This window comes from Microcoleus sp. Aus8_D2 (genome assembly GCF_036702665.1).
Taxonomy (GTDB): domain Bacteria; phylum Cyanobacteriota; class Cyanobacteriia; order Cyanobacteriales; family Microcoleaceae; genus Microcoleus.
On sequence record NZ_JAUBUN010000004.1, the window covers coordinates 64,490 to 77,227 of the forward strand.

General features: G+C 47.0%; 10 protein-coding genes. 6 read left to right on the plus strand and 4 right to left on the minus strand.

Annotation, left to right across the window (positions count from 1 at the left end):
* The first annotated feature begins 142 nt into the window (after window positions 1–142).
* Both QUB64_RS04420 and QUB64_RS04425 read left to right on the plus strand, forming a co-directional pair.
* A complete protein-coding gene (locus tag QUB64_RS04420) occupies window positions 143–994 on the plus strand; it encodes a hypothetical protein (protein WP_333269557.1) in 852 nt (283 codons plus the stop codon).
* A gap of 258 nt (window positions 995–1,252) precedes the next feature.
* Window positions 1,253–2,428 carry a sulfotransferase family protein gene (locus QUB64_RS04425; RefSeq protein WP_333269556.1) on the plus strand — a complete coding sequence of 392 codons (1,176 nt, stop codon included), beginning with the start codon at window positions 1,253–1,255 and terminating at the stop codon, window positions 2,426–2,428.
* Between the two features lie 316 nt (window positions 2,429–2,744).
* Here QUB64_RS04425 and QUB64_RS04430 read toward each other — a convergent pair whose 3' ends face one another.
* The 3 genes from QUB64_RS04430 to QUB64_RS04440 form a co-directional block, all read right to left on the minus strand.
* Window positions 2,745–4,226 (minus strand): S-layer homology domain-containing protein, encoded by a 1,482-nt coding sequence (locus tag QUB64_RS04430; RefSeq protein WP_333269555.1) that lies wholly within the window; start codon window positions 4,224–4,226, stop codon window positions 2,745–2,747.
* Window positions 4,227–4,412: 186 nt separating this feature from the next.
* Window positions 4,413–6,509, minus strand: a complete 2,097-nt coding sequence (locus QUB64_RS04435; protein ID WP_333269554.1) for a M10 family metallopeptidase C-terminal domain-containing protein — start codon at window positions 6,507–6,509, stop codon at window positions 4,413–4,415.
* Window positions 6,510–6,640: 131 nt separating this feature from the next.
* Window positions 6,641–7,315 carry a polysaccharide deacetylase family protein gene (locus tag QUB64_RS04440; RefSeq protein ID WP_333269553.1) on the minus strand — a complete coding sequence of 225 codons (675 nt, stop codon included), beginning with the start codon at window positions 7,313–7,315 and terminating at the stop codon, window positions 6,641–6,643.
* A gap of 80 nt (window positions 7,316–7,395) precedes the next feature.
* On the opposite strand from QUB64_RS04440, the gene QUB64_RS04445 reads away from it, so the two are divergent.
* From QUB64_RS04445 to QUB64_RS04460, 4 genes are all read left to right on the plus strand, one after another.
* Entirely contained in the window at window positions 7,396–7,695 is a 300-nt protein-coding gene (locus tag QUB64_RS04445) for a DUF433 domain-containing protein (RefSeq protein WP_333269552.1), read from the plus strand.
* 220 nt (window positions 7,696–7,915) lie between these two features.
* Window positions 7,916–8,683: a ChaB family protein gene (locus QUB64_RS04450; protein ID WP_333269551.1), complete on the plus strand. Its 768-nt coding sequence runs from the start codon at window positions 7,916–7,918 to the stop codon at window positions 8,681–8,683.
* 426 nt (window positions 8,684–9,109) lie between these two features.
* A complete protein-coding gene (gene rd / locus QUB64_RS04455; RefSeq protein ID WP_333269550.1) occupies window positions 9,110–9,274 on the plus strand; it encodes a rubredoxin in 165 nt (54 codons plus the stop codon).
* Window positions 9,275–9,286: 12 nt separating this feature from the next.
* Window positions 9,287–10,552 carry an NAD(P)/FAD-dependent oxidoreductase gene (locus QUB64_RS04460; protein ID WP_333269549.1) on the plus strand — a complete coding sequence of 422 codons (1,266 nt, stop codon included), beginning with the start codon at window positions 9,287–9,289 and terminating at the stop codon, window positions 10,550–10,552.
* Between the two features lie 302 nt (window positions 10,553–10,854).
* Here QUB64_RS04460 and QUB64_RS04465 read toward each other — a convergent pair whose 3' ends face one another.
* Window positions 10,855–12,729 carry a GAF domain-containing SpoIIE family protein phosphatase gene (locus tag QUB64_RS04465; protein ID WP_333269548.1) on the minus strand — a complete coding sequence of 625 codons (1,875 nt, stop codon included), beginning with the start codon at window positions 12,727–12,729 and terminating at the stop codon, window positions 10,855–10,857.
* Between the last annotated feature and the right edge of the window lie 9 nt (window positions 12,730–12,738).

Here is a 12,738-nt window from a genome sequence, read left to right on the forward strand (position 1 = left end):
ACGGACTAAAGTCCTTACTACGAACCTGGAGTTTTGAGGAACGGACTAAAGTCCTTACTACGAACCTGGAGTTTTGAGGAACGGACTAAAGTCCTTACTACGAACCTGGAGTTTAAGAATTGCGATTTATACATATTTAATAATGTACAGTCTCCGTCAAAGTATAGTAATTTATCGCTGTCAAAATTGCGAGTTTCCAGCTAAAGAAGAGTCCGAAATTCCGCGATTGTGGCTGAGTTCGGGCACGCAGTTAGCTGTTGACAATGTGTCCGATCGCCTTCAGTATTGTGAAGGGGCTTTTATGCCGAAAGCACCCTGGAGAAAACCGACGCCCGCAGAGTCCGCACTGCTTTGGACAGACGAACCGCCACCCCACTATGCAGGTGTTGGAATTGTGCGTTTACCTGCGGATGTTTTGGCTTTGTTAGCCGATCCTGCTATCGCTTCGCTAACCACTCCGCTACAGGTGGCTGAGTTTAAATCTCAGGAAAAATGCGCGCAAATACTCGATCGACTAATTGACTATTTTCAGCCTTTTTGTCTGTCGGATGCGCCGCCAGTTATTAGCGGTATGGGCGGCCGACAGCCCGGATTGAGTACGGCGACAATTGATAACAAACGCGGTTGTCGCAACGGTTTGCATACTGATAGTTGGGACAATCTGTCCCTGGATAAAAAGCAGGAGGCGACTAATCGGATTTGTGTAAATTTAGGGCGGGATAGCCGTTATTTTTTGTTTGTGAATTTAACTGAGATGGATCTTTTTGAAATGCTGGGATATTCTGATTCCCTTATTGGGAAACTTTGGACGCGACAGTTAACTTATGAGTTTATGCAGCGCTATCCAGAATATCCGGTGGTGAAGCTGAGAATTGCACCGGGTGAGGCTTATATTGCACCGACTGAAAATATGATTCACGATGCTTCTACGGCAGATATGAAGCATTTGGATGTTAAGGTGATGATGCGCGGTTATTACAGGATTCCGGTATGAGTTTTGCGGTTATATCGTTTCCGATTGTATCGTCAGGTGATTTAACCGCAGAGAACGCAGAGGGCGCAGAGAGAGAAGAGAGAAAGATGAATAATTCAGATGCTACCCGATTTGATATTAGCGAAGCTTGGGCGAGAGGATGGCACTTTCAAATATCTTTTCTAAAGAGACCCAAAACAATGGGGATAAATTGCATATTTTGGGCAGCGTCGAAGTCCACCCCACAATAATTTGATTGTTTCTTAAAATACAATTTAAATGCAGAACAGCTTAAACGATCGCGAAAAATTGCAACAGTCGATCGCGCTTTACGAAAGAGCGATCGTCCAAAATCCCCATTCGCCCTCAGCTTACCACGATTTAGGAAAAGCCTTGCAACAAAACGGCCAAATTGCCGCAGCCGTCGCCTGTCACCAAAAAGCCATTCTCCTGCAACCAAACTTTACCGCCGCTTACTTCCCGTTAATGTACGCGCCCCTCCCCAAAGATTCTCCTCTGATTGACGGTTTGGTGGCTCTTTACCGCGAAGTTATCGAGATTTTGCCAAATTTTCCCTTAGCCTATATTAACTTGGCAGTGACGCTCAGCAAGCAGGGAAAAATCCAGGAGTCGAGATCGCTTTTTCAAACCGCAGTCCGCTTGCAAACTGTAGCATCTCGCCCGGAACTCTCCCAAGTTGAATGGAATGCAAAGGCATTGCGCGAACCCGATTTCATCATCATCGGTTCTCCGAGGTGCGGCACAACATCTCTCTACAAATATATCACTGCACACCCTCAGATTTTACCCGCGGCAAATAAAGAAATCTGTTTCTTCTCAGAACATTTCAACAAAGGATTAGCTTGGTATCAAGCGCACTTTCCGCCGCACATAGAAACGCATCATTTTTTGACGGGAGAAGCAACTCCGACTTATCTAACTCACCCGCTAGCTGCGTCAAGATTGCACGGATGTTTGCCAAAAGTTAAGCTGATTGTGATTTTGCGAAATCCAGTCGATCGCGCTTTTTCGCACTATCAAATGCTGGTGAGGCGCGGCACGGAATGCAGGACGTTTGAGGTGGCGATCGATGCCGAGTTGCAATTACTTGCTGGCACTACCGAAACAAGTTTAGCAGATCAAAGTTATTGGAAAGATTGTCACTACATTTATAAGAGTCTTTATGCTTGCAGCCTCAAACAGTGGATGAATCTTTTTCCCAGGGAACAGTTTTTGATTTTGCCGAGTGAAGAATTTTATGCAAATCCGGCTGCGACACTCAGCCAAGTCTTTAATTTTTTAGGTTTGCCAGATTATCAACTCAGCGATTACAAACAATATAACGGGGGTAATTATCAGCCTGCGGATGATGTTGTCAGCCAGCGATTGCGCGAGTATTTTCAGCAGCACAATCGAGAATTAGGGGAATATGTGGAGAGAGAATTTGCATGGTAAGTATCGTATACTGTAGGGTGTGTCAGCTTCTGACGCACCTTATATAATTCAATAAATTTCAGTTAGGTTCGTCATTGCGAGGAACGAAGCAATCGCAGTGTCTATTTTTCCGTTCGTTTTGGCTCCCAGACGATCTTAACCCAACGGTATTGTCATATAATGATGTTCAATCATTAACTAGGATCGATCCCCCCTAACCCCCCTTAAAAAGGGGGGGACAAGAGTCTTCAACGTCCCCTTTATTGAGGCGAAAACAAGAGTCTTCACAGTCAACCCCTACTCCCCTTTTTAAGGGGGATGCGAGGGGGCTCTTTATCTACTTACTCGCATAACCAGTGTTCACCAAAAACTCGCGCAACTTCCCAAAGAATTGAGTGCGATCGCGCCCTTGATAACCCCCCTCCAATAACCGCCAGCCTTCCGCCTCCTGGCCCGTGACATATTTGCTCGCCATGAAGGCCGCCAACACCCCTTTCACCTCTCCATCTTCGCTTAAGCGCTTCCGAGACTCCAGCCACAGCTCAGCAGAACTCGTGTACACTTCCACCGGATACTGCTTGGTAACATCTTCCATTTTACCTTGGCGGTACTGCCAAATTTGCAGCGGTAAGCGAGAATCCGCATAATTTGTAAAAGCCTCGGCAAATCGCCCGTCCTGACTCTTGAACTCCGGGATATCATTTTTGCCAAAATCGACAATTTCGTAGCTCACATTGCCCCAGAAATGCTTGATGTGAGTGTATTTCTTTGTCGCCGAGTCGTAGCGGTAAATAAACGAATAATTGCAGCAGCGGACGCCGCTTTTGATTGAGACTAAATCTGCCAGCACTTCCGGTTCCTTGTCCCCGTCTACATCGCGGATTCGCACCGATAACAAACGCCCTTCGGATACTTCATCGCTGGCTTTTATATCGGGATTGTCTGCTAGAGAACGAGTCGGAATTAGCACTGGTTCTTCTAATAAACTTTGACCGTCGCGGATGATTTTGATGCGGATATTTTTAGCATTTTCTGCTTCCTTCGCGAAAGAAACTTCTACCCTAACTTTCCCCGAATCCGAGGTTTCTGTGGTTCTCGGCGGGCCGATATCCGGCGGAACTTGCGCGATGTATTCGGAAGGAACTAGGGCAGTTTGGCCGGGTTTGGCGATCGCCTGACACAAGAAAGTTGCTACTTCGGCGCGGCTGGCATTCCGAGTAGGTTCTAGCTGTTTGACGGCGGGATAATTGACAACAAGCCGTTTTTCTGCGGCGGCGGCGATCGCATTTCTCGCCAATTCGGGAATATCTCGCGCATCTTCAAAAGTCGCATCTAAAATCTCAGGTGCTGAACCCGCCGGCGTATATTTCAAGCCGCTGCTTAAGGCTACCAAAACCTGCCAGCGGGGAATGTTCAAAGTCGCGTTAAAAATACTGCCACTGGAACCGGACATAAAACCCGTTTGATAAGCTTCTCGAATTGCTTTATAACCCCAGTAGTTCGTGGGGATATCCGCAAAGTCGATCGGATTGCGGACGGTTTTCGCATCAGGAAAAGCTCTGCGCAGCATCGCCGCAAATTCAGCGCGGCTGACTGGGCGGTTCGGGCGAAAAGTGCCGTCTTCGTAGTAGCCGCTGATGATTTTTTTCTCGGCTAATTCTTCTATGCAGGCTTGAGCCCAATGGTCTTTGACATCTTTAAATTTGGCTTCTGCCAAGGCCGGCGCTACATTCAGGCCTGGAAACACTAAATTCCCGATGATTGTACCCAGGGCTACCACTAAAGCAATGACAGCTTGACGTTTGTGCGATCGAACCATATAACAGCCTCCTCATAATTCGCAAATATACCAAAACCTACAGCACTTATGCACTCATATTAAAGAAACCGGCTTTGATGGACGAAAATCTTTGGCTGTAGCCCTCAAATTAGGTGAAAAACCCGGTTTCTTTGGTGGGAATGCGTAAGTCCTATGGTAAAAAACCCTCGTTTCTGACTATCTCTGCTAAAACAAAGCAGCAGTAGCGCCTGATACACGGAAACGTGGAATAATATAGCTGATAGCAACTTTGTCACCTGCGATCGCGATGTTATCCCCAAAGGAACTAGCTGGCTGAACTTTACCCAAAACGTAACCAAAGTCTGTACCCAAATAAGTCTCTATCAAGTTCCCTGTGGTACTGTTAAAGCGATATACAGCGCCTTGAGACTCATAAGAGCTGGCTCCAATCAGAATCTCACTGTCTGTAACTGCCAAACTACCTCCGAAACCATCGTTTGTGTATAAGTCGAAATCGGGTTGGTTTGGGTTGGAAAATTTTCGGATCAATGAGCCTGTATTGCCGTCAAACAGGTACGCTGCACCCCTACCGCTATCGGCAAATGGCGCTCCGATGAGAACATCATTACCAACTGCTGCGATCGCTTTACCGAAAGTAAAGCTACCGTCTCTAGGATCTGGGCTTGGTAAAGTCTGGATAAGTTGACCGGTGATGCTATCGAACAGATAAACTGCTGCATTAATGGAGGGTTTGTCTGTTAAGCCTGCGATCGCAACTTTGTTTCCTACAGCACTTGCATATTCAACCGGAAAAAGATTTCTCGGGATGGGACTGAAAAAGCTTTGCAGTTGCACGCCTGTATTGGAGTCGAACACGTATGCAGGAGCCACTGTTTGATAACTGAAAGGTAAGTCTGGAGTGGGAGAAATCAGGACGTTGTTACCAACAAAGGCGACTTTTATAGGAGTGCCGGAACTAAAAGGTTTGGTATCCCCAGTGCTGAAGCTTTGCCGCAGTACACCTGTATTCGTATCAAATAAGTATGATTTGTTGTTACCTGATGAAATCAGGGCTTTGTTATCAGCTATAGCGACGTTGTTACCAAAGAAAACAGATTGTGTAGGTGGCCCAAAAGTCTGGAGGTACTTCCCCGTATTGCTGTCAAACAAGTCAGCAGATCCTGGTTGTTTGTTATCACGGCTTGGGCTGCCAAGGAGCAGTCGATTGCCGTCGGCTGCGATCGCATTGACGAACTCGAAGGTTTGAATCGGAGAGGGTGGGTTGCTATCGTCTAGAACTTTTAATGTAGCTGTATTCTGCGTGCTAATATTAGTGAGGCCCGTAGGTTCGGTCAATGTTAGCAAAGCCGAGCGAGGATAATGACGAATTGCATCATCGACTAAAGGAATATTAATAGTTTTAGGTGTAGTGTCTCCAGCGGCAAAATTGACCGTACCTAACTTGACTGGAAAAAAGGCAGCATTTAAGTTTGATGGCCGCAAGCTGGCCTCCACAAATGGATTGGGATAATCCAGCGTTACTGTGGCGCTGACAGCAGCGTCACTGCCGTCCGTGCGAGTCACGGTGACAGTTTGGGAAACACTGCTTTCATTGGTTATGAAATCATTGGTGCTAAAGGCTAACGTGCCGGGAACAATAAAGTCCGATCGAGCTAAAGTGCTGCTGCTAACATCTTTTAAAACTGCCAAAAACTCCCCTGTATTTTGCTGAATTACAGTGTTATTTTGATTTTGAGAGTCCGGCAAAATTATGAGATTTTCAAATTTAAGCCCGTCTGCTAAGGCAATTTTATCCTTACCCTTGTCAAAATCAGTAATAGTATCTGCTAGAGCAACAGTAGAACCGCCAAGTTTATTTGTGAGTACAAATACGTCATTGCCTTCGTCTCCGGTGAGAGTATCTACACCAATATCGCCGTAGAGAGTATCGTTACCGAAGCCGCCAAATAGTGCATCGTTACCTTTGCCGCCCCGCAAAATGTCGTCGCCGGTCAAACCGATCAGAGTATCATTGCCTACTTCGCCTTTGAGTAAGTCGTTGCCATTTTCTCCTACCAGCAAATCGTCGCCTTTGCCACCGTAAAGTGAATCGTTGCCATCATTGCCAAAAATGCGATCGTCACCAGCATTCCCCAGAATCAATTCTACACTTGAGGAACCCGTTACAGTATCCTCTCCGCCCAACAACCACGCTCCCTCAGAAAAATTAGCAAGCTGTCCGGGGGAAAGCGTAACATTTTCCGATGTGTTGTCTCCTACCAACCGCGGCAGGTTATAAAAAGTGTCTGCTTTTAGTGCCATCTTCGCCTCCTCTTTCCTAAATTGAACTTTTGGACAGAAACCGGGTTTTTCGAGCGCAATACTTGCTGAAACCCCTTAATATCCGTTAAAAACCAGATTTTTGGTTCCCAAGAGCGATCGCACTGACGCAATCAGACAGAAATTTGTTGCCAAAGGCGATCGATTGTTACAAACTTGTAACCTTTATACAAAAGCAATGGAATTATTTTATCAGCAGAAGTCGCCACATCTTCGCCGCCGCAATAGCCGTCGTGCAGTACAATTATTGAACCATTTTCTGTTTGCTGCACGACGCGACTCATCACTTTTTTCACCCCCGGCCGCACCCAATCTTCCGGGACAACACTCCACATTACCGGGCGATATTCCCACTGTTGCAATAACTCTAATGTTCGTGGCGTAAAAATGCCGTTTGGCGGCCGCACGTCGCGGATTAATTCTGGGTCTAAATCGCAAGCTTTGCTAATTGCTTTTTGCGTGTCTGCTAAACTTAGTTTGAGTTCGTGAGTTTTGAGTTTTGCAAAGGATACGTGCTGGTAGCCGTGGAGGCCGATCCAGTGTCCGCGATCGTATACTTCTTTAGCCGTTTCTGGATGCCTGTCCACGCAAAATCCCAGCCAGAAAAAACTCGCTTTGATGTCGTATTTATCTAAAACTTTTAGCAGTTGAGGTGTGTGCAGTCGGTGCGGCCCGTCGTCAAATGTGAGGGCAATTTCTCGGCTGTTGATATCTCCCGTCCACAGGCATCTGGGAAAAGCTGTTTTGAGAATGGGATGAACGACAGGAAACAAAGGTGCTAAGGGCATTGGTTAATGTTGCAAAAGTGCGATCGGGTAGAAATGAAGCTGCGTTACAATAGAATAAAGTTAACTCAATCGAGGCAAATATGACAACTGCTGTTGATATTGGAACCCTAATTGTCAGCACGCCGGGAACTTGCGGCGGCCGCCCCCGCATCGCAGGTACAAGAATGTCAGTGCAAAGCATAGCCATTGACTACAAAGCGGGAATGACTCCTGAAAAAATCGCTGAAGAATTTCCGCACCTGACCTTAGCACAAATTTATGCGGCTTTGGCTTACTATTATGCTAATCAAGACCAGATTGACGCGGATATAGCAGTAGAAAATTCTGAGTGGGAGCGTTTGGAAGCAGAATATACCACAAAGATTAAACCGTTACCATAAAATCCTATTTGGGGCTAGTTGAAAGCTTATATGAGAGTTAAATAACTGTTCATAAAAAAGGAAATCTCGCACCAGCATAAAAAGCTTTAACTCTTTTGATAGAGCCTCAAACTATCTCCGATCGCACTTACCTCTATCTCAAGATCGATGCGATCGCCCTACAGTGTCCTCCTATACTGAAAACAAGCATAAATAATCGATAAACCATTAAGGAGGAACAATGTCAGAGGAATATCTAGCAGAACGCACAGTTTCAGCCGTATTTAAGGAAGAAGAACAATTAGACGGCGTAATTCGGCGCTTGCTCGATCGCGGAGTCTCCCGCGACCACATCTCAGTCATGGGCAAAAACTTTCAGTCCAAAACTAAAATTGCCGGCTTTCTGACTAAAAAAGATGTGATTTTAGGAGGCCTGAGAAGCGGCGCGATTTTTGGTTCCTTATTCGGTTCTTTTTTGGGTTTGCTAACCGGCGTCGGCGTGCTGTTTATTCCCTTTGTCGGTGCAGTAGTATCCGCAGGCCCGCTGGGTGCTGTATTGTTGGGTGCAGCTAGCGGCGCGATCGCAGGTTCGGCCGGTGCGGGCTTAGTTTCGGCATTAGTCGCTTTGGGAATGCCCGAAGACAAAGCAACTATCTATCAAACCCGCGTTGAAGCAGGCGAATTTCTCGTGATGGCGGAAGTTCCCGCCGACAAATCGGGCGAATTTCAACTATTGCTAGAAAGTGCAGGCGGCGAAGAGATAACTACTAGCGAAATGACACTACCGCGCGCCGTCAAAGGTCGCTGCAACAGTCCGGCTGACTTGTCTCCCGAAGTGCGATCGCACCTGTCGGAACCAGCACAAAAAACCTTTATGGAATCCTACAACGCCGCATTTGATGAAAGCAATGACTCGATCCAAGCCGAACACGCCGCTTGGGAAGCCATTCACAAGGAGTACGAAGAAGATGAAAGCGGCGTTTGGACTAAGCCTTTAGCAAAAGTCTAGTACCCCGATTGTGGTTAACTAATAAAAGATAGAATGCAGCCTCTAAAACTTCGGTTTTAGAGGATTGTAATATTTGAAAGTTTACATTAGATAGACAATATTGTCTCAGTCCTTTTATATCAAATCCGGTAGCATCGTCCTGTATTCATCTCTCTATGCTCTCTCTGTGTTCTCTGCGCTCTCTGCGGTTAAATCACCTGACGATACAACCGGAAACGATATTAATCAAATTTGGGCACGATGCTCAAAACCCATCCCACAATAAAAAAAATTGTGGGACGTTGCTCTAAGCAGCGTCCTATTTATTTTTGCAAGAGGTCTATTTTATAATTGTGAATTGTGAAAAATTTAATTCCTCTGGTATTGCACAAAGTTGCGTTATCAAGTACAATCTACAGGCTGACAATATAAATTTGAGCGAACCAAATGAAAAAATACGTTTGTACAACTTGCAATTACGTCTACGATCCAGAAGTAGGCGACCCCGACGGAGACATACCGCCCGGTACTGCCTTTGAAGATATCCCTGACGATTGGTCTTGTCCCACTTGTGGGGTGACAAAATCCGATTTTGAACCAGAAGAAGAATAAGCGAGAATAAATTTGTCCGATCGAACCCTCAAAATTACAGTCATAGGTGGCGGTGCAGCAGGTTTTTTTAGTGCAATTACTTGTGCTAAAACATACCCCCAAGCCCGCGTCACTTTACTAGAAGCAGGCCGCCAACTCCTAGCAAAAGTTCGCATCTCTGGCGGCGGACGCTGCAACGTCACTCATGCTTGTTTTGACCCTGGTGTTTTAGTGCAGAATTACCCCAGAGGTGGAAAAGCTCTGCGCGGTGCTTTTACTCGATTTCAACCCCGCGATACGGTTGATTGGTTCGCCACTCACGGCGTGAAGTTGAAAACAGAAGCAGACGGGCGAATGTTTCCAATTACAGACGATTCGGAGACAATTGTTAACTGTTTGATCCGCGCCGCTGAGGATGCAGGCGTGAAAATTCGCACGGGCGATGCAGTTGTTTCAGTCAAGAAATTAACCGGGAATACCGCAGAGGGCGAGGGCGGGCACGGGGGCACCGCCCCTACGTTTATAATTGAGTTGAAATCGGGGGAAGAGTTGAAGTGCGATCGCATCCTTCTCGCTACAGGTAGCAATCCGTCGGGTTTCAAGTGGGCAAAAGATTTAGGTAATACCGTAGAATTGCCCGTTCCTTCTCTATTTACTTTTAATATTGCTGACGGCAGAATCAAAGATTTAGCCGGGGTTTCGGTTCCGAATGCTAAGGTGAAATTGCCGGGAGCAAAATTAGAACAAAGCGGGCCTTTGTTAATTACTCACTGGGGTGTCAGCGGGCCGGCTGTACTCAAACTTTCGGCTTGGGGTGCGAGATTTTTGCACGATCGCCATTATCGAACATCTGTGCTGATTAATTGGCTTCCCCAGTACAATGCAGAGGTTTTGCGCCAGCAACTCCTAGGGGTCAAATCGCAGTTGTCGCACCGCTTAATTGTCTCTAGCTGTCCGTTTCCGATGCCGCGCCGCCTCTGGGAACGTTTGACAAGTGCGATCGGCATTGACGAACAAAAACGCTGGGCTGACTTATCCAACAAAACCCTGGATCGCCTTTTACAAGAACTCGTCCAAGGCGAATATCAAATCGCAGGAAAAGGCGCATTTAAGGAAGAATTCGTCACCTGTGGCGGTGTCAATCTCAAGGAAGTCGATTTCAAGACAATGGAAAGCCGCCGCTGTCCCGGACTTTTCTTTGCTGGGGAAATCTTGGATATCGACGGCGTGACGGGCGGTTTCAACTTCCAAAGTGCTTGGACTACGGCGTGGTTGGCTGGAATCGCGATCGGCAAATAAGAAGTCATTGGTCATTGGTCATTAGTCATTAGTCATTAGTCATTGGTCATTGGTCATTGGTCATTGGTCATCAGTCATCAAGAAGAAAGAAGAAGGAAAAAGGCTTAGGTTTCTTGGGAATTCTCTGCTATACCTTGCAGAGGTTAGCGGTGGGAGGATATTATACCATGTCTGGTCGATTACTCTGAATATGGTAGGGGCTCCCTTCACCAACAATATTGGCTAAAAATCGACCATCTCAAAAACCCGCCCCGACCTATGTATCATGGTCAATTGACCGGACATGATATCAATGGTTGGCATTAAATTTGGCGCTTGAGAATGAGTAAGCTGATATCATCAAACTGCTTTTGTTCGCCGATAAATTTGTGGACATCTGCGATCGCTGCTTGTTTGATTTCTTCTGCGGATTGTTGCCAATTTTGACTCACGATCGCGCAGAGTCGATCCAATCCATACTGAGCGCGCTGCATATTCTTGGCTTCTGTAATGCCATCTGTGTAGAGAACAATGCCATCACCCGGGTTCAGATCGATCGAGGTGCTATCGATGAAATCCGCGATATCGTCATCCAGCGCAATCGGCATTCCTAAATCCATCGTGTCAATCCGTTCCACTAGCCCTCCGGCGCGGACGATCAGGACTTCTTCATGCTGTCCGCTGATGCGGACTTTGCCATTGGCGTAGTTGAGAATCGCCAAGGTCAGATTTTTGTCAACGTTCATCCGCTGCACGTTCTTGTAAAGGGTGCGATTCAGGGTATCGAGAAAGCAAACGGGATCGATATCTCCCATTTCTTGCAGCGTCCGCACGGCGGTTTGCGCCATCACCATCAAGATACCACTTTCTAACCCATGACCGGTCACATCTCCGATGCCTAATGTCACCACGCCATCGGCATAGAGCACGTCGTAATAATCTCCGCCAACTTCATCGGCGGGTTCCATATAGCCGACGATATCTAACCCGGCGATCGCTTCTAGTTCTGCGGGTTTTGGTAAAATCATTTGCTGGAGTTGTTTGGTAACTTCTAACTCAGCACTCATGCGAACATTCTCGACTTTGAGCCGATCGTTCAACAGAGTAATTTCTTCGTTAGCTTGGGCTAATTGATTCGTGCGTTGTTGTACTTTATCTTCTAGGGTTTGATACAGACGTGCATTCTCGATCGAAATCGCGGCCTGCGCTGACAGCACTTTAATTGCTTCTATGCGATCGGGCGTGAACACACCAGGGCTGAGGTTATTTTCGAGGTAAACAATGCTGATTAACGCTCCTTGGTTGAGCAGAGGCACGCACAACACGGATTTGGTTTGGTGTTGGCGGATATAGGAATCGTTAGCAAAGTTTCCAACAACGCTTGCATTGTTTAAAACCACAATGTCACTCGTCCGCGCCACGTATTGAATAATCGATCGCGGAATAGAGGAACTTGCTGCAATCGGAATCGATTGGAGTACAGTTACTTCTTCAGAGTCGATCGCACCTTGAGCTTCAATCAGCAACTGGTTCCCATCCGCCAAAATCAAGTATCCCACCTGGGCACCTGTATTCTGAAGCAAAAGGGTCATTAAAGTTTTCAGTAATTTCTCCAGCACAATTTCCCCAGAAATCGCCTGGGATGCTTTAGTAACGGTGGCAAGATCCAGCGATGTACCGGGGCGATTGGTTGTGTATATCGCACCGGAGGCGGGAGAGGACACTCGCGGATCGGAGGAAAGGGCTGAACTGGGGACTTGGCATTGGACGATCGTCTCGGAATATTGTTGGCAGAGGGCGTCTGCTTTTGCCCAGGCTTGCCAGCGCACATAGCGCTCGTAGGCGGCTTGCAAATGGCTTTGAGCCATGCGTTTGAGACCTCGCGACAGGTAAAACTCAGCAGCCAGTTCGTGGGCGAGGGCGACTTCTTGACGGTAGCCGTGGGCGATCGCCCCTTGAATGGCTTGTTCGTAATATTCTGTAGCTTGCCAGGGATTGTCTAAAATCCGCGCGGTTTCCGCTGCTACCAACTGGTATTTGTGCTGAAAATTCATCGGGGCATGGATTGCCCACTCTTGCAGCACCGCCTGATTTGCCTCTACCTGACGCAACACTTCAACCTGTCGGGCTGCGTCTAAATTGGGATATACAGCTAACAGAGAGAGCGATTGTTGAAATACTCCCCGGCGTGAACGCACGGGGATTCT